At 56.2% G+C, this 23,771-nt stretch carries 22 protein-coding genes; 10 read left to right on the forward strand and 12 right to left on the reverse strand.

Going from position 1 to position 23,771, the window contains the following annotated elements; all coding sequences use genetic code 11:
* Positions 1-147: 147 nt before the first annotated feature.
* The 4 genes from IPM59_13210 (at position 148) to IPM59_13225 (ending at position 4,841) form a co-directional block, all read left to right on the forward strand.
* Entirely contained in the window at positions 148-1,302 is a 1,155-nt protein-coding gene (locus tag IPM59_13210) for a type IV pilus twitching motility protein PilT (GenBank protein ID MBK9216525.1), read from the forward strand.
* Between the two features lie 506 nt (positions 1,303-1,808).
* Positions 1,809-4,028: a 30S ribosomal protein S1 gene (locus tag IPM59_13215; GenBank protein ID MBK9216526.1), complete on the forward strand. Its 2,220-nt coding sequence runs from the start codon at positions 1,809-1,811 to the stop codon at positions 4,026-4,028.
* Between the two features lie 45 nt (positions 4,029-4,073).
* Complete coding sequence (locus IPM59_13220; protein MBK9216527.1) at positions 4,074-4,355, forward strand: HU family DNA-binding protein; 282 nt, start codon at positions 4,074-4,076, stop codon at positions 4,353-4,355.
* Positions 4,356-4,841, forward strand: a complete 486-nt coding sequence (locus IPM59_13225; protein MBK9216528.1) for an HIT domain-containing protein — start codon at positions 4,356-4,358, stop codon at positions 4,839-4,841. It abuts the gene before it with no gap.
* Here the strand turns inward: IPM59_13225 and IPM59_13230 are convergent.
* The 4 genes from IPM59_13230 to hflX form a co-directional block, all read right to left on the reverse strand.
* Positions 4,838-5,266: a hypothetical protein gene (locus IPM59_13230; protein MBK9216529.1), complete on the reverse strand. Its 429-nt coding sequence runs from the start codon at positions 5,264-5,266 to the stop codon at positions 4,838-4,840. The two genes, IPM59_13225 and IPM59_13230, sit on opposite strands and share 4 nt — an antisense overlap.
* Before the next feature lies 1 nt (position 5,267).
* Positions 5,268-5,807, reverse strand: coding sequence for a hypothetical protein (locus IPM59_13235; GenBank protein ID MBK9216530.1), 540 nt, complete (start codon positions 5,805-5,807; stop codon positions 5,268-5,270).
* Positions 5,808-5,876: 69 nt separating this feature from the next.
* Complete coding sequence (locus IPM59_13240; GenBank protein MBK9216531.1) at positions 5,877-8,306, reverse strand: HDIG domain-containing protein; 2,430 nt, start codon at positions 8,304-8,306, stop codon at positions 5,877-5,879.
* The gene (hflX, locus tag IPM59_13245; protein ID MBK9216532.1) at positions 8,303-9,997 is read right to left on the reverse strand and encodes a GTPase HflX; all 1,695 of its coding nucleotides are present in this window, start codon (positions 9,995-9,997) and stop codon (positions 8,303-8,305) included. The genes IPM59_13240 and hflX overlap by 4 nt, the downstream gene beginning before the upstream one ends.
* A 122-nt stretch (positions 9,998-10,119) precedes the next feature.
* On the opposite strand from hflX, the gene IPM59_13250 reads away from it, so the two are divergent.
* Complete coding sequence (locus IPM59_13250; GenBank protein MBK9216533.1) at positions 10,120-11,142, forward strand: tetratricopeptide repeat protein; 1,023 nt, start codon at positions 10,120-10,122, stop codon at positions 11,140-11,142.
* A 144-nt stretch (positions 11,143-11,286) separates the two neighbouring features.
* Here IPM59_13250 and IPM59_13255 read toward each other — a convergent pair whose 3' ends face one another.
* The 8 genes from IPM59_13255 to IPM59_13290 form a co-directional block, all read right to left on the reverse strand.
* Positions 11,287-14,547 (reverse strand): carboxypeptidase regulatory-like domain-containing protein, encoded by a 3,261-nt coding sequence (locus IPM59_13255; protein ID MBK9216534.1) that lies wholly within the window; start codon positions 14,545-14,547, stop codon positions 11,287-11,289.
* Positions 14,548-14,787: 240 nt separating this feature from the next.
* Positions 14,788-15,447: a histidine phosphatase family protein gene (locus IPM59_13260; protein MBK9216535.1), complete on the reverse strand. Its 660-nt coding sequence runs from the start codon at positions 15,445-15,447 to the stop codon at positions 14,788-14,790.
* A 2-nt stretch (positions 15,448-15,449) separates the two neighbouring features.
* Positions 15,450-15,803, reverse strand: coding sequence for a DUF86 domain-containing protein (locus tag IPM59_13265; protein ID MBK9216536.1), 354 nt, complete (start codon positions 15,801-15,803; stop codon positions 15,450-15,452).
* Positions 15,787-16,089 (reverse strand): nucleotidyltransferase family protein, encoded by a 303-nt coding sequence (locus IPM59_13270; GenBank protein MBK9216537.1) that lies wholly within the window; start codon positions 16,087-16,089, stop codon positions 15,787-15,789. Before IPM59_13270 ends, IPM59_13265 begins: the two co-directional genes overlap by 17 nt.
* Positions 16,090-16,124: 35 nt before the next feature.
* Positions 16,125-17,201: a peptide chain release factor 1 gene (prfA, locus tag IPM59_13275; GenBank protein MBK9216538.1), complete on the reverse strand. Its 1,077-nt coding sequence runs from the start codon at positions 17,199-17,201 to the stop codon at positions 16,125-16,127.
* 81 nt (positions 17,202-17,282) lie between these two features.
* On the reverse strand, positions 17,283-18,422 hold the full coding sequence (locus IPM59_13280) for a DUF1385 domain-containing protein (protein MBK9216539.1): 1,140 nt from the start codon (positions 18,420-18,422) through the stop codon (positions 17,283-17,285).
* Positions 18,423-18,586: 164 nt separating this feature from the next.
* Complete coding sequence (gene rpmE / locus IPM59_13285) at positions 18,587-18,808, reverse strand: 50S ribosomal protein L31 (GenBank protein ID MBK9216540.1); 222 nt, start codon at positions 18,806-18,808, stop codon at positions 18,587-18,589.
* Between the two features lie 59 nt (positions 18,809-18,867).
* Positions 18,868-20,034, reverse strand: coding sequence for an SAM-dependent methyltransferase (locus IPM59_13290; protein ID MBK9216541.1), 1,167 nt, complete (start codon positions 20,032-20,034; stop codon positions 18,868-18,870).
* A gap of 26 nt (positions 20,035-20,060) precedes the next feature.
* Here IPM59_13290 and IPM59_13295 point away from each other — a divergent pair, with 26 nt between their 5' ends.
* Genes IPM59_13295 through IPM59_13315 form a run of 5 tightly spaced genes read left to right on the forward strand, consistent with a single transcriptional unit; the run spans position 20,061 to position 23,726 of the window.
* Entirely contained in the window at positions 20,061-20,474 is a 414-nt protein-coding gene (locus IPM59_13295; GenBank protein MBK9216542.1) for a VOC family protein, read from the forward strand.
* Positions 20,475-21,647, forward strand: coding sequence for an FAD-binding oxidoreductase (locus tag IPM59_13300; GenBank protein ID MBK9216543.1), 1,173 nt, complete (start codon positions 20,475-20,477; stop codon positions 21,645-21,647).
* Positions 21,648-21,652: 5 nt separating this feature from the next.
* Complete coding sequence (locus IPM59_13305; protein ID MBK9216544.1) at positions 21,653-22,594, forward strand: histone deacetylase; 942 nt, start codon at positions 21,653-21,655, stop codon at positions 22,592-22,594.
* A 54-nt stretch (positions 22,595-22,648) separates the two neighbouring features.
* On the forward strand, positions 22,649-22,930 hold the full coding sequence (locus IPM59_13310; GenBank protein ID MBK9216545.1) for a zinc-ribbon domain containing protein: 282 nt from the start codon (positions 22,649-22,651) through the stop codon (positions 22,928-22,930).
* A gap of 1 nt (position 22,931) precedes the next feature.
* Positions 22,932-23,726, forward strand: a complete 795-nt coding sequence (locus IPM59_13315; GenBank protein ID MBK9216546.1) for an enoyl-CoA hydratase/isomerase family protein — start codon at positions 22,932-22,934, stop codon at positions 23,724-23,726.
* The last annotated feature ends 45 nt before the right edge of the window (positions 23,727-23,771 follow it).

Consider the following 23,771-nt stretch of genomic DNA (forward strand, 5'->3'; position numbering starts at 1 on the left):
TCACATCGTCCCGGGCGAAAAAAAACTCATTGACCCCGCCGTTTAACAGGCGTTAAACTTGGGGTTAGACAGCTTTGCTGCAATTCGTGCGGGCGCGACCCGCGCGGTATCCTGTCGCAGCGAATAATACCTTTAGTTTCTTGATTTATGGCAACACGGATCGATGATCTTTTGCGGATGGCGATGAGTTTTGGGGCGTCGGACCTGCATTTGCGGGCCGGGTCGAATCCTGTTATCCGCGTGACGGGCGAGCTAAAGCCGCTTTCGGGCGTGAGCAAGCTGTCGCAGGACGAGACGCTTGAGATGGCGTTCTCGATGATGTCGAACCGGCAAAAGCAGCATTTCAAAGAGGCCTACGAGGTCGACATCGGTTATGGCGTTCCGGGGCTTGGGCGATTTCGCGTAAATATCTTTCAGCAGCGCAATTCGATCGGCATCGTCGCCCGCGTGATCTCGGACACGGTCAAGAATTTCTCCGAGCTCGGCCTGCCGCCCATCCTCAGCAAGATCGCCGACGAGAATCGCGGCCTGATCCTCGTCACCGGCACGACCGGCTCGGGCAAATCGACAACGCTCTCAGCCATCGTCGATCACATCAACGATGCGCGCAATTGCCACATCGTCACTATCGAGGACCCGATCGAGTTTCTTCACAAGGACAAACAGTCGTTCATCACCCAGCGTGAAGTGGATGTTGATACACGGTCGTTTGCTGAGGCCCTGCGCGGGTCTCTGCGCCAAGACCCTGATGTGATCCTCGTCGGCGAAATGCGTGACCTTGAGACGATCGAAACCGCGCTTGTCGCCGCCGAGACCGGCCACCTCGTGCTCTCGACATTGCACACGCTGGACGCGCCCGAGACGCTCACTAGAATTATCTCCGCGTTTCCACCGTATCAGCAGAAGTCAATAAGGTTACAGTTAGCAGGGCTGCTAAAGGCGGTAGTGTCGCAGCGCCTGATGAAGAGCGCTAAAGGAAATAGCCGAATTCCCGCCGTTGAGGTATTAGTGTCCACACCGCTGATAAGGGATTACATCCTGCACGAGGACAAGACGTCGAGCATCCGCGACGCGATCGCCGCCGGCACGTCGCAATACGGAATGCAGACATTTGACCAATCGCTGTTTTACCTCTACCAATCGGGCCTCATCACGTTGGACGAAGCGTTGCGCGGCTCGACAAACCCGGACGAATTCCGACTACGTCTTGCCGGCATTCAAAACACCACGACATCTTCGCGCGAAGAGATGGAAAAAAACTCCGGCGTCGTCGCCGTCACCGACGTCATCGAGCGAAACTGAGCCACCCGCAAAGCTCATATCCGAAAGGCGCCTTTCGAGGCGCTTTTTCGTTGCGTGGGGCATCTCAAACGTTGATTTATAAAGGATTTTCACCGATTTCACCTTGACAGCTTAGGCTGACTGCGCGTAAATTTGAGTTTTGCCACCGCGTGCGACTAGCCGGGAAACGAATCGATCAGCGTTGTCCGCCTTTGATGTCCGCTTTTGGGATAGCAAAACGACAATGACAGATCGATGACGGGCTGTATTATAGCAATGGTAAATTATTGAAGAATAAGTAACTTAGATAAGGAAGTTTAGACGTACTGTAAATGACAAACGAGGTTAACCTGGACGCTGAGGAATCGAATTCGATCGAGAAAACAGCGAGTGAACAAATAGAGGCAATTCCCGCACCTGAAGCCCAGCCGGCCGTTGAGGCCGCCAGCGCGGCACCGGAAATGGCAGATGAGACCCCGGCGACGGCATCGACGGAAACGCCGGCCGCACCGGCTGAAGCTCCCGTGATGGAAGCAGTTGCAGCACCTGAGCCACCGGCTCCCGTCCCGACGCAGCCTGCCGGCGAAGAATCGCAGGCTCCAAATGAGATCGACTTCGGAGCGATCCTCGAACAATTCGAGGCGGACCAGGTCGGTTTTGACACCGGCGAATTGGTGAATGGCACTGTCGTCGGCATCAACGAACGCGGCGTGTTGGTCGATTTTGGCCATAAATCGGAGGGCTTTGTCCCGATCGAAGAGTTCACCGACCCTGACGGGCAGGTTACGGCCACGGTTGGCGAACAGGTTGAGGTTGTCATTCGCAGCATGCATTCCGGCGAAGGGGCACCCCTTCTGTCGCGGACCGATGCTCTCGGCCGGAAGGTCTGGGATGATCTTGAAGCCGCGTTTCGCGAGGAACGTCCCGTTACCGGCCGCATCGTTGACAAGACAAAGGGCGGCCTCCGCATTGACCTCAACGGCATCGAAGCGTTCCTGCCCGGTTCGCAGATAGACTCGCGGCCGACCCGCGGGCTCGATAGCTACATCGGCGAGGACATCGAGGCGAGGATTATCAAGTTCAGCAAGCGACGCAACAACATAGTCCTCTCGCGAAAGATCATCACCGACGAGGTGGTCAACGCCCAGAAGGCGGAAACGATGGCAAATATCGATGTTGGCTTTATCGTGGACGGGACCATCAAGAACTTGACCGAATACGGCGCTTTCGTAGATATCGGCGGTATCGACGGGTTGCTGCATGTCACGGACATGTCTTGGGGCCGCATCCAGCACCCGAGCGACAAGTTCAGTCCGGGCGAGCATTTGCAGGTCAAGATCCTCAAGCTGGATCGTGAAAAGGAAAAGGTGTCGCTGGGCTATAAGCAACTTCAGCCCGACCCGTGGTCAACGGTCGTGGAGGTCTATCCGGTCAATACCAAGGTCAACGGCACGGTCTCGTCGGTTACTGATTACGGCGTATTCGTCGAGCTTGAGGCAGGTGTCGAAGGGCTCGTCCATGTCTCGGAGATATCGTGGTCGCGGCGTGCTCAGAGCCCGAAGAGACTGTTTCACAAGGGCCAGCAGGTCGAGGTCCAGGTGCTCGGCGTCGACACGGTCGAGCGGCGTATCAGCCTTGGAATGAAGCAGTTCCAGGAGAACCCGTGGGAGACGGTCGATCTCAGATATCCGGTCGGCGCACGCGTTCAGGGCCGCGTCAGGAACCTGACCGACTTTGGGGCGTTTGTCGAACTCGAAGAGGGCATCGACGGGCTCGTTCACGTCTCGGATATCACTTGGGCCAAGAAGATCAAGCACCCTAAAGACATTCTCACCAAGGACCAGGAGATCGAAGCGATCGTCACCAATATCGACAAGCGCGGCCAGCGGCTGTCGCTCTCGATGAAGGACCTCACGCCGAGCGCATGGGAGACGTTCCAGGCGACGCATCGCCCTGGTGACGTTGTAAAAGGCAAGGTCTCGCGGTTTACGAACTTCGGTGTTTTCGTCGAGATCGGCGAAGGCCTCGAAGGGCTGTGTCATATCTCGGAGCTCTCGGATGAGCGTGTCGAACGGCCCGAGTCTGTTGCCGAGCTTGGCCAGGAGCTTGACTTCAAGATCCTCCGCATTGAACCGGGCGATCAGAAGATCGGCCTGTCGCGTCGTGCGGTCGGCAAAGACGATGAGCCAATCGTTGACACTCGCATTTACTCGACCGAAGCAAAGGGCGGCATGGCCTCGCTCGGTGAGCTGGCCAACCTGAAGTTTGGCACAGACGCGGCCGCAGAAGCACCCGCGGAAGAAGCTCCCAAGAAAAAGGGGAAGGCTAAGAAAGAAGCAGCCGCAGAGCCTGTGATCGAAGCTGCCGCGGAAGAAGCGGCGGCTGAAGCCGAAGCTGCTCCCGAGGTAGAAACACCGGTCGAGGAGGCACCGGCCGCCGAGGCTGAGCCTGAATCGGTAACAGCAACCGAAACCGCAGAGGAAACTCCCCCCGTCGAAGCACCTGCGGAAGAGGCCCCAAGCGCCGAGGCCGAACCTGAGGCGGAAACCGTCGCTGAACCGGCTGCTGAGGAATCGCCTGAACCGGAAGTCATCGCCGAGCCTGCTGCCGAAACGGCCGAGACCTCCGACGAACCGGCCGCGAAGACGGAGGAAACCGCACCTGCAGAAGCAGCAGACGCTCCCGCCGCAGAGGCCGAGACCGCAGCCGAGGACGCCGAAACAAAAGCGGCCGAAGGCTCAAATTAATTAAGGGCATTACGGGAACTAGTCTTTTTTGGAGAACTGAAGGACATGACAAAAGCTGATCTGGTTGAGAGGGTAGCCCGCGAAGCCGACATGACCAAAAAGGATGCCGAACAGCTCGTCGAGATCATCTTCGACAGCATCACCGGCACGCTTAACAAGGGCGAAAAGATCGAACTTCGAGGATTTGGCAGCTTTAGGGTGCGTGAGCGAAATTCGCGCAAGGGCCGCAATCCGAAAACCGGTGCGACGGTCGATATCCCCGCTAAGCGCGTGGCCTACTTTAAGCCGGGCAAGGAGCTTAAGGATCTGATAAACAAGAGCGAATAGGTGGACGTTCTGTGGAGCCCATGGCGCTTTGACTACATTTCGCGCGGCCCCGAAACGTCAATCGGCGGCTGCGTATTTTGCGAGATACTCAAGAGCTCGGCCGGCGATGAGGAGAAGTTTATCCTCAGTCGTGCCGAGTATAATTTTGTCATCCTCAATATCTATCCCTACACCAGCGGCCACCTGATGATCGTGCCCTACGAACACATCGCCTCACTCGATCAGGCATCAAAAGCCGTAACCGATGAAATGATGGACCTGACCAAACGAGCGCAGGCCGCCCTAACCGAGGTCTACAAACCCGACGGCATCAATCTCGGTATGAACCTCGGCAAGGCCGCCGGCGCGGGGGTCGAGGGCCATTTTCACATGCACGCCCTTCCCCGCTGGGTCGGCGACGCCAACTTCATGACCGCGATCGGCCAGACGCGTACGCTTCCCGAGGCTCTAACCGACACCTATAACAGGCTAAAAGGCAGGATCTAGATCACGGCTTCGACCTTTGGAACGACGAGAAATGCCGCGAGAAGATTTACGAAGATCAGCCCCGTCAGGATGATCGGTGGTAGGAACGTGAATACGGCCATTACGGCAAAGATGGCCCCGAAGACGATCAGATTTATGCCGATGACGCCCTTCATGACATTCGGCTCGGTCTGTTTCCACAGCAGGTAACCGAGCGTTAGGCCGCCGAGCAGACAGACGAACAAGAAACACGAACTCAACGCCGTCATCAGATTCGCAGCCGTCGGGTGAAAGCCGCCGCCCATGTCGAAGCGGTGCGTCATCATCTGCCGCTCGGTGTCGTTCGACCCCTCCGGCCTCACGAAGAGGCTGAACGAATGCAACAGTGCCGTCAGCAACTGAAACAACACCGCAGCCGCCAGCCAGAATGTGTAACGTCTGAGCATATTACTTACGCAGCCCGAAATAGCCTATGGTCGCATAGTAGCCGGGAAACACCTTCATATGCACCTTACCGAGATACTCGTTCGGTGCCGTCTCGACGATCTCGTCAAGGATGATGCGTATCAGAAACGGATTCTCCGGTGAGTCGTAATCGAGCTTGAAGGTCTCTATGTCGGGATCTCTGAAGCCCGGCCCGGTCGTCGTCTTAAAGTAATAGGCGTCGGTGTTCCCGTCCGCATTTGCACGGAACCGTTTGTAGAGCGGCGTCATCAGCTTAAGCAGCTTTGCTCCATTTGGAGTAAAAATGTTGTATCCGACGTTCTCTGACGGTTCAAATGATTTCCCAAGCCACGGCACCGGCCCGCCGCCGAGCAAATATGCCGTGCCGCGATAAAACCCGGACGGCGCGGGGGCGGGCAAACCGCCGGACACGAAGACGGCCTGTCTTCTGCTAAGGCCCGACACCCGCGTTATGACAACCCAAAAGAGCAGCCAAACTACGACTGCACTCAGGAAACCGACTGCTATCCAGACGATCGTCATAGTGTGTTACCAGAGAGGATAAGCTTACTATCGAATGCCCAGCCAGTCCAACACGAGAGCGACGCCGTCTCACTTCGCAGATGTTCCCTCGGCTCGATTCGGCTGATGCGAACGGTCTATCGCCTCGTCCTCTATCTCGCCGCCCGGCGAAACGGGTATCTCTGCAGGGTCTGAATACCTCATTTTCCCGGTTGTCTCCACCTCATCGGCGAGACGAAATTGTCCTGAAGTCGGAGGCACATAGCCCGGGTAATCGACCCGCGAATGATAGATCGCGACGAGCGATCTTATCATCGCTTCCCTGATCCGCGTCAGTTCTCGCAGTGTCAGGTCGCACTCGTCCAACTGATCATCGGCCAGGATCGCATCCACGATCTTTGTGACGATGAACCGGATATTCTCCGGCGTCGGCTCGGCAAGCGATCGAGCTGCAGCCTCACACGAATCAGCGATCATCATGATCGCGGCCTCTTTGAACTGCGGCTTTGGCCCCGGATAGCGAAAGTCGTTCTCATCTACGATCTCATCGGGCCGTGCCTGGGCCTGCGCTTTCTTAAGGAAATAGTGCAGGGTGCGGGTGCCGTGATGCTGTGGAATGAAATCCACGATCCTAGCCGGCAGGCCGATCTCTTTGCCGAGCTTCATGCCGTAGGTTACGTGGCTGATGATGATCTTTGCACTCTGTATCGGGTTGAGCCGGTCGTGCGGATTCTCATTCTGTTGGTTCTCGACGAAATGCTCCGGCGCGGCGGTCTTGCCAATGTCGTGATAGAGCGAACCGATGCGGGCTAACAGGCCATTTGCACCGACGACGCGGCACGCCTCTTCCGCAAGCTGGCCCACGGCGTGCGAATGCTGGTTCGTGCCCGGTGCCCGAAGGGCAAGCTGACCGAGGACTGGCAGATCGGCATTAGAGAGTTCGAGCAGTTTTACGTCTGTCAGAATACCGAAAAATGACTCGCATACCGGCAGCAGCACCGCCGTCACGGCCGCCGTGATGATCCCGCCGGCAAGCCCGCATGCTATCGCCAGCAGGACCGTATTCAAGGTGAACGGAACCTGAGTAAATGCCACCAAAGCGATCCCGAGTACGGCGCTTGCGGCTCCGATAAGTCCGCCCGCGAGCGTGACCGTTTGACGGCTTCGGTAACGGCTGATACCGTAAACGGCGACAGACGAAACGATCGCGGAATATGCGGCAAACTCGATCCCGCGCGGAGCTAACAGCCCCGTTATCAGTGAATTGACCACGCCAGCCACCAAGGCGGTCGGCCTGTCAGCGAGGAGTGCCATTACCAGGCTGCCCGTCGCGACAGGTATCGCTAGCGACCATAGCAGCGCGTCGTTCAAGGGAGCACTGACGTTTTGAGCGGCCGTGAACTCGACGAGTCGAAAGAGAGCGGACGCGATCAGGGTCTGGACCAGAACGACAAAGCCCAATAGTGCGAATGTCCGTCGTTCGGTCAATGCGAGCCTTGGGACAACGCCGCGATGCTGGACAAAGCGCCACGCTACCCAATAGAGCGATGCGACGATCACGAGCAGGCCGAGAAAGCGATTGGCCTGTCTCGTTTTCGAGGAAAAGTTGTAAACCGCGGCGATCTTGGCCAAGGCGTCGGATGTGATGACCTCACCATCGCCGACGACCTTCTGGCCCCGTTTAAGGTTGATCACACGCGGTTGGACCGCTGCCGTCGCTGCTTCGCGGCCGGCTTCGGTCGCGACACTGTCAAACGTCACGCTCGGTTCGATGAGTATCTGTCCGGCCGAGTAGAACGCCTCTATCTCTTTACCCGAAAAGCTACGAATTGCCGACAGCTTCAGCCGTAATCCTTCGCGGGCCTCAGACAGTGAGGTCCAGTTCGTTTCCGGCAGCGTAACGGTTGACCTCGCTCCGGGACGAGATCGATCAAATATCGTCACCTCATCAGCGAAATACTGCTTTTCCGAGTCGTCGTAGATATAGCCGCTCGCCGCCTCGCGGATAGCTGTCTTGACGGCCTCGATCTCGTTGGCCGTGTAGCGGCGAGCGGCCATCACCTTGCCCGCGTCGGCCGATCCGGGCCATTGCGTATCGCCGCTCGCATTCGTATTCGACTTCGCTTTCAACTGGCCCGGATGGCTCCGGATGTTCTCCCACACCGAGACGAATGCCTGGACGGCAGACTCGCCGCGATTGGCCGAATAGCGGAATATCGGTTTGAACTTGCGACGGGCGTCTTCGCGGTCGAGTTCGGTCGCTACCTCGTCAACGGAATAGATATCTGCGGGCGCGGTGATCTGTTGCTTTGCAATATCACCGGGCTGATATTCCGGCCCGCGCACACTCTGCCAAAAGGGGTTTTGGATCAGAAGCGCGGTTAGCACCGCAAGCGCGCCGAAGCCGAGCCAAAACTGCTGGGTATCGGACAGCCGAGCTAACGGTTCAACGACCAAGGTGACGGCCCGTCTAAGGAAACGCGTCACCGGCGAATTGAGATCCCTTATGCGCTTGCTCATCGAACTGTTGCCTGCCGTGTCTTATCGTGTTCGCCGATCTGCATACCGATCTCCTCGACCAAGGGCCGCAGCGTCTCGCGCCGAACGGATGAGATCGCAATGCTTTTCGCTTCGGTCTCATGCCGGACATCTCGTGAGATCATCTCGAGTTCGTCCTCGCTCAAGAGGTCTGCCTTGTTGAGTGCGATAAGTCTCTGCACATCGGCGTGGCCGAGGTCCTTGAGAATATTGTCCACAGCGACGATCTGCTGCATCGCGCGCGGATTTGCGGCATCGACCACATGCACAAGCAGGCTGCTGTCCGCGATCTCGTCAAGCGTCGCGCGAAACGCCGACACAAGAGCCTCCGGCAGATCGCGAATGAATCCGACCGTGTCGTTGATAATGACCTCCTGATCATATGGCAGCCTCAGCCGCCGCGATGTAGGGTCGAGGGTGGCGAACATCTTTCGCTCGGCGTAAACGTCACTCTGCGTCAGTGCATTGAGCAGCGTAGATTTTCCCGCGTTAGTATAGCCGACAAGCGAGATGATCGGCAGGTGTTTTTGAACTCGCGTCTTACGCCGTTCCTGTCGTTGGTGCCCTAGCTTATCGACCTGCCGCTCGAGCTGCGAGATGCGGTCGCGCACGCGGCGGCGGTCGGTCTCGAGCTTTGTTTCGCCCGGCCCGCGACCGCCAATGCCGCCGGCAAGGCGTGAGAATGCCGAATTCTGGCCAAGAACGAGTCTTGGCAGCAGGTATTTTAGTTGAGCGAGCTCGACCTGCAGCTTTCCCTCGCGCGACTGCGCCCGTTGCGCAAAAATGTCGAGAATGAGCTGCGGACGGTCGATGACCTTCAGATCGGTGGCCTCGCTCAGCGATCGGACCTGCGCCGGCGTCAAGGCTGTGTCGAATACCAGGAGATCAGCCCCCAGCCGCATCGACCGGATAAGCAGGTCGTCAAGCTTGCCCCTACCCAATACAGTTTTCGAATCGATCTGCGGCCGCCGCTGAATGACCGTATCGAGGACGACGACATCCGCCGATTCTGCCAGCTCACGAAGTTCGGCAAGCGATTCTTCTTCCCGCTCCGTATCGCCGGTCGTAACCCCGACCAGGATCGCTCGATCACGTCCCGCATGACGCGTTCGAGCCGTCATCCGAACACGCGCCATCTCGTCCTCGAGCGATTCGATAAGCTCCGAAACATTTACATCAAGCTGTGACGGAATAGCAGGTTCGAGAAAGGCGTAGGGGAGCGAATGCCCGTTGTCGGCCAGATCGGCCGCATCCGAAGGGACAAGGTGCGCCGAGTGGACCAGCCCGGGCAGTCCGGTCCGCCGGTCAACCTGAATTATCGACATCAGATCAAGCCGGAGCAGGGCGAGGTCAGTAAGGTCGTCCTGCGTAAGCCCTTCTCCAAGCAGATGAGTGTGAACACACCGAAGCCCGCGAAACCTGTCCTCTGACACGCGTGCGCGGCCAAAATCCGGCATCTCGATCTGCTTCGCCGTGCCGACCATCACATACTCGACTTGCCCCTTGCGATTGAGCAGCACCCCGACCTGACGCCCCGTCTCATGCGACACCTCCGCCATCTGCCGCGCCAGCTCCGCCGAAACGATCTCATCCGACGCCACCCGCCTCGTGCCGAGCCGCTCAATACGTCGAAGCTGGTTGTGCTTAAGGCCGCGAATTGATCCGCGAATCATGCTATTGGCGATATGCTCTCCCGTTCAAATTATAACAAACCGCTATTGAACGGGCTTTGCCATGTCACCCGTTAGAAATTGGCGCAGTGCAACATTTCACGTTTCGGGCTACTCTAAACAATATGCGACATCATGCGTTAGTCTCTGCATGTTTCTGCGTCCTGATCTCGGCGATCATTTTGTCCGGCAGCCGGATTTTGGTATCTGCTCAGAATGGGAATACCGTCTTCGGCGTGGTCTATGGCCTTGATCGCCGTCCCTTGTCCGATATCTATGTTGAACTACTCGATGATCTATACCGAACCGTAGGCCAAACCCGCACCGACGGGTTAGGAAGCTATACCTTTTCCGGAGTGGGCACGGGCAATATCACGATCCGGGTCAGGCCATTTCTTACTGCCTATCAGGAGCAGGAAGTTTCTATCGAGATCAGGAATGCATTCACTCTTTCAGGAACTGGCGGCTATTCGACATATCAGCAGGACGTATATTTGAGGCTGCGCAAGGGAGCCGATCCGGCGGCGGCAGCGGTTTTTCTGCAGGACGTGCCCAAAGACGCCGAAGCGCTATATGAGAAAGCTGTTGACGAACTTAAACACAAGAACACAAAAGCGGCCCTGGAGCACCTTCGTGCAGCGATCAGTCTTTTCCCTAAGTATTTTTCTGCACTAGAGCTACTCGCCGGCGAATATGTACAGATGGGGCGACCGGAGACATTTCGCGCCGCCGAGATCCTCTTCAAAGTAGCTGTTGAGGTCAACCCGCGATCTTTTCGAAGTTGGTATGGATTAGCATATTCGCTTTATTCGATGGAGCGGTATCCTGAGGCATTAGCGGCAGCGAAGCAGGCAAGCGACGCAAACGCACTTTTTTTTGACGCCGCCTTGCTCTATGCCGTCCTGCTTCGTCATGCCAAGCGGTTTGAGGAAGCAGAGCGCCGATTGGTAAAAGCGAAAGACCTCTTTGGCAGTACGCCGCGCGTACACTGGGAACTTGCTCTGTTGTATGGAAACGACATGAGTCGGTTCGCGGATGCGGCACGGGAACTTAAATTGTTTCTCAAAGCCCAGCCGGACGCTCGCGACGCAACTAAGATCCGACAACTTATTGTGACGTTTGAGGAAAGGTCGAAAGCGAAAAAGTAGCCGTCGAACTTACTTCTTACAGTTCGGAAACGCAAAAAGGCCGTCCCCGGAGGACGGCCTTTTCGAGACCCATCGCCTAAAGGTTAAAAGAAGAACCTCACACCGTAGCGAATAGTCCGTTTCGGCTGGAACGTCCCCGGAATATTATAGTAAGGGTTCCGGGGTGCTGAGCCGCCAGGGGCTACGGCACTGATTATTCCAGGTGCTCCATTGGCCTGTAGAGTGCGATAGGCGATGCCCCAGCAGGGTCTGAAATCGGCAGCAGACCTGACATGTATTGTACTGAGCCTGCGTAAGCAATCCAAGGCTTGGCGTCAACGCCCCAAAGCTCTGGGGACTGATCATATTACCTCTCTGGTAAAGCGGAGCAAGATTGCTTCGTCCAGTGCTGAGCACGACGCTCTGATTAAACAAGTTGATCACGTCAGCGTCAAATTTCAGATTAAACCGCCCATCCTTGCCGAATTTGATCGAATGGCGAATCGCAAAGTCCGTCTGTGAGAACGTAGGCGTCCTTCCAAGATCACCACGGCCATACAAGACCGTCTGTTCCACGGTATCAAGCTGCGCAAACGATGTGAGAACGGTTCCGCTGGCGGCTGTATAGAACATCTGAAAATCAGTAGAGTTCGACTTCCACAGACCAATTTTGTCCCAATTCAGCGTGTAAGTGCCATAGACTTTAAGCATGTGCGGAACGTCAGTCGCTAACCGGCCATTGTCCGGACCGCCGGTAATACGAAACCCTGAACCGGGCGAATCAAAGTATCGCTCGATATTTGGCTCCAAGCGGCCTTCCTCATCGGTGCTGGCCGAGCCACTATAGTTTCCATAAAGACGGCTCCACGTATAGTTTGCACTAAAAAAGTAGTCATCTTCATACCGTCTATCTAGCCGGAGTTCCAAGGCGTCGTATTGCCGCTGGGCCTTTGGAGAAGTAAAACCGAAGTAATCAGCGACCTCTTTAGCCCGGCCCTCTCCGGGATTCCCCGTGACCCAATAGTTGCAGCAAGCAGTCGCACCGGGATCATCGGGATCCGGAAATGCCAGATCTTCGACCGCATGCAAAACTTGCTTTCGAGAGTAACGAGCTGTGAACAAGTAATTCTTACTCAACTGTCGCTGGATCGAGAATGTAACCTCGCGCTGCTGGAATGGTTTCAAATTCGGGTCGATATTAGGGTCGGCAGCGTTGTCATCACTCGTGTCCTGATCACATCGAACGCGTCCGTAACCCGGGATCGGGCCTGTGTTCGCACTACACGAACTGCCGCGAATAAAGTCCATCCCACCTGTGATCGAAGCGCGATTTAGCGTTGCTAAAGTATCAGTTGGGAAGAGGTCAAAATAGAGGAAGTGATACGACTCTCCGCCGAAGGTTCGCCGGGACATCGTCAGTTTAAACCTGTCGTAGAACAAACCGTAGAAGCCCGAGACCTTTGTCTTGCCATCACCGGTAACGTCAAATGCCGCTCCCAGTCTCGGAGCAAGTTTTGAACTCCAGTTGAAGTCTATTCCCCGGATTCCCTCGTAGAAGGCCGGAACAAACTCCCTCTCACCGCGTAGCCCTAAATTCAGGGTTAGCCGCGAAACCGGCTGCCACTTGTCCTGGACATAGATCGCCCGATTGACACCCAACGAATCAGCATCAACTGCATAATAAGTGAGCTTGCCGAAACCCGTTGCCCCGGGAGCCGCCGGCATAGTAACGCCGGTTTGGGAGGTCAGCCACGTCTCCGTTCCCCCCGGAACCTGGGGGACGCGAAGTGTGCCCCACTTGAGATTAATAATGTCATTGTTCTCCTGGAGTACGTTATTTCTCGTTTTGTTGTTCTGAAAGCCTCCCTTCAACTCATGACGGCCTGCGAGACCAAAGCTATAGGTGACGTCACCATCGAGTTGGTCCCTAATGTTCATATCGTAACTTGACGACGCCGCAGCTCCGACATTATTACCGCCGCCGGCGCTGCATCCGAAGTTAGCTGGGAAAGGAGGAGGTGCAGGGAACCCCACAGACCGGTCGCAAAAGATGCGAGGGGTCGTCGCATTGCCAAGGCCATATGTCCCGAATCGGTCATTGAAGTAGTAATGGCTCTTTCGCGCTGAAACCACGAGGTTGCTGCCGATCAAATAGGAACCGCTCACCATGGCATTGAGCGAGTTCAGCCGACCGCCCGTCTGATTTGTGTAATCTGCACCGCACAGGTTCGGATTTCCGGCCTGGCATGGCAGACTATACACGGGCGGCGAGCCAGTACCCGTCAATAATTCTGAGGCATATCCCGGTATGCCACCAAGGTAATGCACCGGATTCAACTGAAAGGTACCCGTAAGGTGGAGTTTATTGAAAGGTTGGCCGTCCAACCGCAAAAACATCTTTTCATTCGTTTGCTTAAAACGATAATGCTCGCTCATCCCGACCAGTTCGCGCGTATCCCTGTCGCGAAAGACCAATTCACGATTCGAGGTCACGATTTGAGGTGCATATCCGATCGAGAACCATACCTTGTTCTTCCAAATAGGACCAAGCGCGGTAAACGTTGGGTTGGTCTCATTCGACGGCGATCGTCGCGAGGGATAATATTCGAGTGAATTTGGGAAAAGCAATGTAGACCGTGGTGTAGGTTCAAACCGAGACGATCTAAGGGTAACGCCGACTTCTCCATGGAAGTCGTTACCGCCACTCTTCGTTACCACGTTAATGACGCCGCCCGTGGCTCCGCCAAATTCTGCCTCATATCCGCTCGACTTGATCTGAGTTGCTTCGACAAGTGAGAATGGGAGAGTGCTGTTGATAAGCAACGCCCCATTCAAAACATCCGAAACCTCCTGCCCATCGATCACAAACACATTCTCTGATGCGCTCGCCCCATCGATCTGGTATTGGCCCGTACGGCCCGCATTAGTGTTGGCTGCCGGAGCAAACTTGACGATCGACGAAAAATTCAAGCCCTTAGGCAAAAGCTCTGCAACCTCAGATGTAAAAGTCGCCTCATTATTATTACCCGTTATGTCTATTCCAGTCATGCTGTCGGCCGTGACAGTGACGTCTGCGCTTACTGTTCCCACCGCCATTTCAAGGTTGACTGGTGTTACCTGGCCAAGAGCCACGGTAATCTGTTCGATTCTCTTCTCCGCAAAGCCCGCAGTCGCATCGGCGGAAACGGTGTATTGCCCGGGCGGAACTTGAACGACACGAAGATAGCCGGAATCGTCAGTAGTCCCTGTTCTACGAAAACTCCCTGACGTGCTTGTGATCCTGATCGAGACATTGGGAACGACGGCCCCTGTCGCGTCTTTGACCCTGATCTCAAGAGTTCCGGTCGTCTCTTGTGCAGACGCCGCAACGACCGCCATCATGACGGCAATGACCGACAACAAAATAATACGCAAATCCCTTTTCATCTAATTCCTCCGAATTCTGGTGTTCCGGCTCATTCCGTTTGCTGATCCTTGCAGCATGACCTTATGGAAAGGTCCGGATACAGTGATACTTAAACTGAAAACGCAATTAGTATGCCGAGGATAACATACGTGCTCGAACAAGTAAATACAGCGGTTATGAGACTCCCCGGCCCGAAGCAGTCGAAATTCGTCCAAATTTCTGAATAGTGTTCCAGAAACCTGAACACGACCAAACGAGGCTCAGCGCGCGGCGAAGGCGTCGTTGCCCGTTACGGAGGTCAAGTGACGCGTGTCATTTAGGGCCTGAACGCGGATATTTCGACGGGTGCGAATCTCGAAGCGATTGATGCCGCAATTTGATGTGACCAGCCACGGCGTTTGCTTTGTGTCTCGGTGGATCGCACCCATCAGGTGCAGCGTCATAAAGCAAATGGCCCCTGTGTGCGAATAGATCGCAATCCGCTCACCTTGATGGTCGCGTAGTACATGGTGAAGCTTTGTTGTTATTCGCCGGAGCAGATGGCGATAGCTCTCGCCGCCCGATATGACGTGGTTGATGTTGCGGTTGACAAGCGCGTAGTAGTCCTTGGGATGACGTTCGCGAGACTCGTCGAAGGTCAGCCCTTCGAGCACGCCTACGTGACGCTCTCGGAAGGCATCTGATACATGGATCTGCAGTCCGACGGCCCGCCCAAGGCACTCAGCAGACTGGACCGCACGCAGGAGGTCGCTCGAATAGATGACGTTGATGCCCTCTTTTGCCAGCAGCGCCGCGGTCGCCTCGGCCTGTTTCTCACCCAGCGGCGACAGCGGCGTCGGCCCATGTCCGCCAAAACGCCCCGCGGCGTTCCCCGCCGACTGGCCATGCCGGATCAGATATAGGCGAGTGGGGTGAGGCATGCTTAATCGTCTGTAGCAGGTAGCAAGTGATACAAGACTGAAGCGGCGGAACGAATACCGTCCAACTCATTCTCAACAATGTCCCAAACCACCGTTAATTTGATTCTGAAGTACTGGTGGGCGATTACGTCCCGAAAACTGGCAACCCCAGACCAATGGACCTCTGGCTGCGCTTCGAGAATCTCGGTCGGAACGTTCTTAACGGCCTCGCCCATGATCTCGAAATTACGAGCTACCGCATCGATTGTCTTGTGATCTTGCGAGAACGAGGCGAGCGTGTGTCCGCCCGTGTACTCGGCGATGCGGTCACAGCATTCGATGATGTCGGCGAGATAAAGGCTAATATCCCGAGGCATAAACCGTTTCGCTCAGGACTCGATTGCGGATAATGGGCTTAACGGTGTCCCTCATCACAAGATCGACCTTTCGCCCGAAGATGTCCTCAAGGTAAAAAAGTAGGTCCATATAGTCGCGAAATGTCTCGTGACCTGGGGCCAGCTCAACCAATACATCCACGTCACTAGTTGCCTCCTGGTCTCCACGGGCAAACGAGCCAAAAACGCCGATCTCCCTGACTCCAAATCTCTTGATCGGCTCACGGTGCATCTCTAAAAGCCGAAGTATTTCATCGCGGTTATTCATTCAGATTCTCGCTCTACGAAGTATACAACAGACCATTATGCAGTGACCGCTTCGCCCTTTAGTTTCTCAGTTTGATAGTACGTTCTGAGCGTTTCGATGAACTCGTCCAACTGGCCGTCGAGCACGAGGTCGAGTTGGTGGACCGTCATGCCGATGCGGTGGTCGGTGACACGGTTCTCTTTGAAATTATACGTCCTGATCTTCTCTGATCGGTCGCCCGAGCCGACCATTGATTTTCGCTCGCTGGCCTGCGCGTCGTGCTGTTTTTGCTCCTCGATCTCCTGCAATCTGGCACGCAGAACGCGCATCGCTTTTTCGCGGTTCTTGATCTGCGATTTTTCGTCCTGCATCGAGACGACCGTGTTTGTCGGTAGGTGCGTGATGCGCACCGCCGAATATGTCGTGTTTACCGATTGCCCGCCGGGCCCCGACGAGCAGAATGTGTCGATCCTGAGGTCGTTCTGATCGATCTGCACGTCAACTTCCTCGGCCTCGGGCAGCACGGCAACGGTGATCGCGGATGTATGAATTCGCCCGCTCGATTCCGTCTGCGGCACACGCTGGACGCGATGGACACCGCTCTCGAAGCGCATCTTCGAGTAAACGTTATCGCCCTCGATCATCGCGGTCACCTCTTTGACTCCGCCGACGCCCGTGTCAGAGGCGTCCATTATCTCCATCTTCCAGCCCTGGCGTTCGGCGTATCGGGCATACATTCGCAGGATGTCGCCGGCGAACAGTGTCGCCTCGTCGCCGCCGGTTCCGGCACGGATCTCGAGGATGACGTTCTTCTCGTCGTTAGGATCTTTTGGCAGGAGCAGGACCTTTAGCTCCTCTTCGGCAACAGGTAGTTTTTCCTCGATCTCGGCGATCTCGAGGTTTGCCATCTCACGCATGTCGTCGTCATCCGCAAGCGCAAGCAGGTCGCGGGCACCGGTCAGGTCTTCCTGCATCTTCTTGACCTCACGATACTTCTCGACGATCTCGCCAAGGGAACGATGCTGCTTCATCGCCTTGGCATACGCCTTCATATCCGACATGATCTCAGGGCTCGAGATCTGTTCGGTCAGTTCCTCGTAGGTCTTCTCAATTTGTGCCAACTTTTCCAGCATAAAATTCAGCCCACGAAATACACAAAAAACACAAAAAGGAAGCCTATTTAGTGCCCTTCGTGTCTTTCGTGGGCAAACGTCTTAAGTCGCGGGTTCCAATTTGAGCGACTCATCAAGCGCCCTGATCGCGACCTCAAGCTGCTGTTCGTCAGGTTCCTGCGTCGTTATGTTTTGCAGCCAGATCCCGGGACGCGTCATCAATTTGAATATCGCTCCGGACTCCTTCTTTGCCGCGTAACGGATCACCTCATACGCAAGGCCCGCGACCAGCGGCATCAGCGCGATACGAACGACGAGGTTCAGCCACATCGCCTCAAAATTGATCACCGAGAACAACACGATCGCGATCAGCATCACGACCATCAGGAACGACGTGCCGCATCGTGGATGCTGGCGGCGCTGGCCGGTCGCATTAGCCGGCGTCAGTTCGAGGCCTTTTTCCCAGGTAAATACCGTCTTGTGTTCCGCGCCGTGATACTCAAAGACACGGCGAATATCCTTGATCCACGACATCGAATAGATCATAAAGATGAAAAACGCCATCCTGATTAGGCCGTCGATGAGATTGAACGCCACCCAAGTGCCGAACGAATCAAGCTTGATCTTCCATACATATGCCTTGACCATTTCGAACCAGCCCGCGCCGGCCCCGATCTCAGGCGACGGCGCCCAGCCCATCCAGATAAAGAGCAGATTCGTCAGCACCAACGGAGCCACGATAAAAAGCAAAATATTGAATCCCAACGCAAAAACGATCGATCCAACAGCGCTCGCCGACTGGCCCACTTTCTTGGCCTTGCCGGTTTCGGCCTTCTCCGGCATCACGACCTTTACAGGAGCCTTCGTGAAATCCTCGTCCGTAGTGCCCGTCGCAAGCACAGCCTGCGTTTCGACAACTTTTGCCTTCTCCGCCGCCTCGGCCGCAGCGGCATCTTCTTCGTAGATACGGGCCGAGAAGTTCAACGCCTTTACGCCTAAAGCCATCGACTGGATCAGCGTCGCACCGCCGCGAAGCACGGGCGTGTTGAGCCACTTGTATTTATCGCTCCACTTCGGCAGCGTCTCGGCCGTCGTGACGATCGAGCCGTCCTGACGGCGGCATGCGATGGCGTATGCCGTCGGAGTCCGCATCATGACGCCCTCCATCACGGCCTGGCCGCCGACGATCAGGTCACGCTCCATTGCAAATACGGTGTGCAGGAATCTCAGTTTTCGCGACATATTCTTCATGTTTCCGTTCGGCCTCATGCCCCAAGGATGTTAGATGCAAAAACGACTAACGCCGACCTTTTTTCACCTATCGCGGGCGTTTGCACACCTCGATCGATCGGCCAAAGGTCGGCGTCGGATTCTAGAAAGCTAATACCGGTAGTTAGCCTGGAACATCATTTCGCGGCTGCTGCACCGCCACGTTGATAACGCTTGTTAAACCGATCGACGCGTCCCGCCGTATCGACCAGCTTCTGCTTGCCCGTAAAGAACGGATGGCACTCGGAACAAATTTCGATATGGAGTTCCTCGCCCATCGTCGAGCGCGTATTAAAACTGTGTCCGCACGCACACGTCACCGTGATGTCGGTGTAATTCGGATGAATTTCCTGTTTCATAACCTCACCTTCGCGCCGCTCGGCGCAAACGATAATATTACGTCCGATGGCCCTGAAGGTCAAGCAAGAAGCGTCTCCAGACGTTGTCCGGTTATCCCGTAGAGTTCCTTGATCGCTGTAATCTGTTCATCAAAACGACGCGGATCGGCCAGACGGTCGAGTTTTGTACCGACGAGCATGTTGTTTTTCGGCGTGTGCTCGGCGGCCACAAATTCGAAGAGTCTGGTCGAATAGCCGCTTCGTTCGAGCAGCAGTGAGCGTAATCCGTCGGTCACCGTTTCGGCAACGCGTTCAAGCATCACGCCGTGCTTGAGCACGTCACGGAACATCTCGGGCGGCGTGATCTGTGGACGCAGTTCCTGGTGACAGCACGGGGCAACGACGATCAGTTCGGCTTCAGAGCGAATGCCTTTGTAGATAGCGTCGTCAGTCGCAGTATTGCAGGCGTGAAGGGCGATCAGGATGTCGACGTCGTCGGGCGAGAAGCTGTCGATGCTTCCCTCAACGAATCGAAGGCCGTCAAATTCGCTCGCGACCGCAATGTCGTTGCAGAGCGAGACAAGCTCTGAACGCGTATCGACGCCTGCCATCGACACGTCAAGCCCCCGAACATTCGCGAAATAATCGTACGCGGCAAAAGTCAGGTAACCCTTGCCCGAGCCCATATCCACCAGACGCAAACTCGGACGACCTTTCAAACGCGACTTATCGAGCAGATGTGCCAAGGTTTCGACGAACTTGTTGATCTGCCGCCATTTGTCCTGCTGCTTGTCGCGAATGTCGCCGCGGTCGGTCGTGATACCGAGGGATCGCAGATAATGAGCCCGACGATCGACGAACTCGGTCTTTTTCCGGTCATGCGCCAACATGGGAGCAGCCATAAACGTCGGTTTCGCAATATTTAGCCGCGAACGCCCCTTCTTACCGATCTCAAGCTGATGATCGGCTGTGCTTGTGAACAGATGGCCGCTAAAGAACTCGCCGTCAAGGCATTTTGCTATTAGTTGCTGTCCTTCGTCGAAGTCATAGTTCTTGGCGGTGTCGCGAGTGTCGTACTTGTACAAAAAGAACAATCGACGGCCCTTTTTCGTTTCGATCAGGCGAATGTTGAGCTTTTGCAGGTGCTCCTCCGCGCCCCTATAATTGCCTAGCGTCACCTTGACAAACGTCCCGTCAGCCAGGCTCGCGGCAAATGCGGTAAGAAAATTTTCGACGGTGTCGAGCATTAGACAAAGAGGTTATCATAAGGCCTATGCATCCATTCCATCTCGCATTTCCCGTCCATGACCTGGACGAGGCGCGCGGCTTTTACTGCGGAGTGCTCGGCTGCGAAGAGGGTCGCAGTTCCGAGCGTTGGATCGACTTCAACCTCTACGGCCATCAGATAGTTACGCACCTCGCGCCCGAAGCCGCCGGTGTGCGGATGCACAATCCAGTCGATGCCGATGACGTGCCCGTGCCGCATTTTGGCGTGATCCTGTCGATGGATGATTGGGAAACGTTGGCGGGCCGACTCCGCGCGGCCGACATCGAGTTCATAATCGAGCCAAAGGTTAGATTTCACGGCGAGGTCGGCGAGCAGGCGACAATGTTCTTCCTTGATCCGAGCGGCAACGCTTTGGAGTTCAAGGCCTTCGCCGATATGTCGCAGGTCTTCGCAAAGTAGATGCCTGAGGTCGTCATCATCGGCGGCGGCGTGATCGGTGCGAGCGTCGCATGGCATCTTGCGGAGCGCTGCGTTCGCGACATTGTCGTGCTTGACCGTGCGCCGTCGTTGGGCGAAGGTTCGACCGGGAAAGCCACCGGCGGCGTGCGTGCTCAATTTGAAACCGACATCAATATCCGGATGTCCTTGTATTCGATCGACTTCTTTCGAAATTGGGACCAACCGGTCGAATATGAGCCAAAGGGCTATCTTTTCCTGGCCACGAGCTCAGTGCATCTCGAGTACCTTGACCGCACGATCAGGCGTCAGCAACAGCTAGGCTATGACAACGTCCATCTCGTAACGCAGAACGAGATCGTAGCGATGGTGCCGGGCCTGAACGTCGATGATATCGTCGGCGGTGCGTTCGGGCCGCGGGACGGCTTTATCAATCCGCTGGCCGTGCTCGAAGGTTTTATCGTCGGGGCATCTCAACGCGGTACGCGCGTGCTGACAGGTATCGAGGCGGAAAAGATCCTCGTAGAGGACGGCCGCGTCACCGGAATTAAGACGAAAGACGGCCGCATTGAATGTGAGAAGGCCGTGATCTGCGCCGGAGCGTGGTCGACTCGGCTTGCCGCTACAGCCGACATCGACCTGCCGGTCACGCCGCAGCGGCGACAGATCGTGTGGGCCGAGGCTCCGCAGCCGCTGCCGGCCGAAACGCCGATGGTCATCGATATGAAGGACGGCTTCCATTTTCGCCCGGCCAAAGATTTCCATCACGGCGCAGGACAGGCACAGGACCGGAACGCCGTGCTCTTCGCCTGGCCCGATCCCGACGAGCCGCCGTGCTTCTCCACCGAATTCGACGAAACGTATCTCGACAAGATCGGCGAACGCGCCGCGCACCGTGCCCCGTTCCTGAACGGCGCGCGCATCGTATATGAGAAGTGCCGTGCCGGGCTTTACGAGAACACTCCCGATCATCATCCGATATTGGGTGCATGTGAAGTTGACGGCCTCTATCTCGCGTGCGGCTTTTCCGGCCACGGCGTAATGCACTCGCCCGCGACGGGAAGGGCCTTGGCCGAGAGCATTCTCGACGGCGAGGCAGGTTTCATGGATGTTTCGAGCCTCGGATTCGACCGTTTTGCTCGTGGCGAACTATTGCACGAAAGCGGCTATATTTGATACTCATGCGCACGGCCCTCATTCATCACGCGATCTACGAAAAGCACGACACCGGCGTCGGACATCCCGAAACGCCGCAACGGTACACGGCCGTGATGGATGCTCTCCGAGAGGATGGACAGCTCTGGCCAAACCTGAACGAGATCACGCCGGAAAAGGCGTCAAAAGGTGTCATCCAGGCGGCCCATACGCCGCAGCACTTCAAGCGTGTCGAAAGCGCCTTTGAGAACGGTTACGACCGTTTGGACGCCGACACGACGATCTCGCCGGAATCCTTCGACGCCTCGTTGTTTGCTGCCGGCGGAGCGATTGCGGGCGTCGATGCCGTGATGCAGTGCGAGGCAGAGAATGCGTTCGTTGTCGTTCGCCCGCCGGGCCATCATGCGACGGCAGAACGCGCGATGGGATTTTGCTTGTTCAATAATGTCGCCATCGCCGCCAAATACGCTCAAAACCAATACAAAGAGATCGACCGCGTCGCGATCATCGATTGGGACGTCCATCACGGAAACGGCACGCAGGGCATTTTTTACAACGACGCCACGGTTTTCTTTTTCTCGATGCATCAGTATCCGTGGTATCCGGGAACCGGCAGCCGGGGCGAGACAGGCCACGGACGAGGGCTTGGGACGACGATGAATGTGCCAGTCCGGGCCGAAACACGCTCCGATGAGCAAAAGCGAATGTTCGAGGCGGCGGTCTGGGATATCGGCAAAGAGTTCAAACCGGACCTGATAATGATCTCAGCAGGTTTTGACGCTCATCTCACGGATCCGCTCGGGCAACTTCGGCTCGAGGATGAAGATTTTGTTTCGATGACCGCGACGCTCAAGGAATGGGCATCTGAGACGTGCTCGGGACGCATCATCTCGTGTCTGGAAGGTGGTTATAACCTGGAGATGCTCGGCCAGACCGTGAGAAACCATGTTGCCGAGTTAAGTCGATAGCCGGAGCTGTGATAAAATTCGCCATCACAAGATTGTAGCCAGGAGGTAAATGCGATGCCGGACATCGAGATACCGTGCGTTCAGTGCAAAGAGATCTTCATTTTTAGCGAAAAGGACCAGGAGATCTACTACCAGCGCAACATGATGCAGCCGCAGCGTTGCCCGCGGTGCCGTTCAAAAAAAGCCGCGTTGCGCGAGGACGCACCAAAACGTTACGAGATCGTCTGCGACCATTGCGGCAAGCACGACACCGTGCCCTTCCAGCCAAAGACCGGCCGATCTGTCCTTTGCAAGGATTGCTACGAATCCAGTCGCTCGCGCGCGAGAAACGCCTGATATGAACCTCGAAACAGTCCTTTACGAATTCGACGGTTCTGTGGCGACCGTTACGATGAACCGGGCCGACGCCCTGAATGCGCTGTCGCAGCAGCTGACCGCGGACCTCGACCGAGCGTTTCGGCAGGTGATACTTGATGGCGCAAGGGCCGTGATCTTTTCCGGCAGCGGCCGTGCCTTCTGTTCCGGCGGCGACCTGCGTGAAATGCAGTCCCTGTGGGAAAAAGAAGGCCGCATCGAGGCGTTTCTTGAGGAACCGCTCGGCGCCCTCCACGGCGTCATTCAACTGATCCGAGAAACAGCCGTCCCGTTCATCGCGGCCGTCAACGGCGTCTGCGCCGGCGCCGGTGTCAATTTTGCGCTTGCATGCGATATCGTCATCGCTGCAGATGACGCATCGTTCCGTGAAGCATTTGTCCGCATCGGCCTCTCGCCGGATTGCGGCGGGACATTCTTCCTCCCGCGAGCCGTGGGAGAAAAGATAGCGGCCGAACTCCTCATGACGGGCGATGCCGTCACAGCCGAACGAGCTGTCGCAATTGGCATGATCAATAAGGCTGTCCCTGCCGCATCCCTGCTTGACGAAGCTCGATCAATGGCGTCAAAGCTCGCCGCAGGCCCAACCGGCTCCCTCGGCCGTATCAAGCAAATGTTGAACGCCACATTCTCAAACGACCTCGCCGCTCAGCTCGCGCTCGAGCATCAGTGCCAGATCGAGTCGGGCAAGTCGGCCGACTTCAAAGAGGGCATCGCAGCATTCTTCGAAAAACGCCCAGCTAATTTCGGCGGAAGATAATCACAGAGCATCTGCGTGGGCTTGACACGGCGGTTTTGAATCTAT

Origin of the sequence: Chloracidobacterium sp., from assembly GCA_016715795.1 — a bacterium.
Taxonomy (GTDB): Bacteria; Acidobacteriota; Blastocatellia; order Pyrinomonadales; family Pyrinomonadaceae; genus OLB17.

Coding starts and splice junctions, on each gene's coding strand:
- IPM59_13290 (MBK9216541.1), bottom strand. CDS start 20,034: ATGCTCGACACCGTCGAAAATTTTCTTACCGCATTTGCCGCGAGCCTG.
- IPM59_13240 (MBK9216531.1), bottom strand. CDS start 8,306: ATGAGCAAGCGCATAAGGGATCTCAATTCGCCGGTGACGCGTTTCCTT.
- IPM59_13230 (MBK9216529.1), bottom strand. CDS start 5,266: ATGCTCAGACGTTACACATTCTGGCTGGCGGCTGCGGTGTTGTTTCAG.
- IPM59_13215 (MBK9216526.1), top strand. CDS start 1,809: ATGGAAGCAGTTGCAGCACCTGAGCCACCGGCTCCCGTCCCGACGCAG.
- IPM59_13265 (MBK9216536.1), bottom strand. CDS start 15,803: ATGCCTCGGGATATTAGCCTTTATCTCGCCGACATCATCGAATGCTGT.
- IPM59_13305 (MBK9216544.1), top strand. CDS start 21,653: ATGCGCACGGCCCTCATTCATCACGCGATCTACGAAAAGCACGACACC.
- prfA (MBK9216538.1), bottom strand. CDS start 17,201: ATGCTGGAAAAGTTGGCACAAATTGAGAAGACCTACGAGGAACTGACC.
- rpmE (MBK9216540.1), bottom strand. CDS start 18,808: ATGAAACAGGAAATTCATCCGAATTACACCGACATCACGGTGACGTGT.
- IPM59_13315 (MBK9216546.1), top strand. CDS start 22,932: ATGAACCTCGAAACAGTCCTTTACGAATTCGACGGTTCTGTGGCGACC.
- IPM59_13250 (MBK9216533.1), top strand. CDS start 10,120: ATGCGACATCATGCGTTAGTCTCTGCATGTTTCTGCGTCCTGATCTCG.
- IPM59_13270 (MBK9216537.1), bottom strand. CDS start 16,089: ATGAATAACCGCGATGAAATACTTCGGCTTTTAGAGATGCACCGTGAG.
- IPM59_13310 (MBK9216545.1), top strand. CDS start 22,649: ATGCCGGACATCGAGATACCGTGCGTTCAGTGCAAAGAGATCTTCATT.
- IPM59_13300 (MBK9216543.1), top strand. CDS start 20,475: ATGCCTGAGGTCGTCATCATCGGCGGCGGCGTGATCGGTGCGAGCGTC.
- hflX (MBK9216532.1), bottom strand. CDS start 9,997: ATGATTCGCGGATCAATTCGCGGCCTTAAGCACAACCAGCTTCGACGT.
- IPM59_13210 (MBK9216525.1), top strand. CDS start 148: ATGGCAACACGGATCGATGATCTTTTGCGGATGGCGATGAGTTTTGGG.
- IPM59_13235 (MBK9216530.1), bottom strand. CDS start 5,807: ATGACGATCGTCTGGATAGCAGTCGGTTTCCTGAGTGCAGTCGTAGTT.
- IPM59_13260 (MBK9216535.1), bottom strand. CDS start 15,447: ATGCCTCACCCCACTCGCCTATATCTGATCCGGCATGGCCAGTCGGCG.
- IPM59_13280 (MBK9216539.1), bottom strand. CDS start 18,422: ATGTCGCGAAAACTGAGATTCCTGCACACCGTATTTGCAATGGAGCGT.
- IPM59_13255 (MBK9216534.1), bottom strand. CDS start 14,547: ATGAAAAGGGATTTGCGTATTATTTTGTTGTCGGTCATTGCCGTCATG.
- IPM59_13295 (MBK9216542.1), top strand. CDS start 20,061: ATGCATCCATTCCATCTCGCATTTCCCGTCCATGACCTGGACGAGGCG.
- IPM59_13220 (MBK9216527.1), top strand. CDS start 4,074: ATGACAAAAGCTGATCTGGTTGAGAGGGTAGCCCGCGAAGCCGACATG.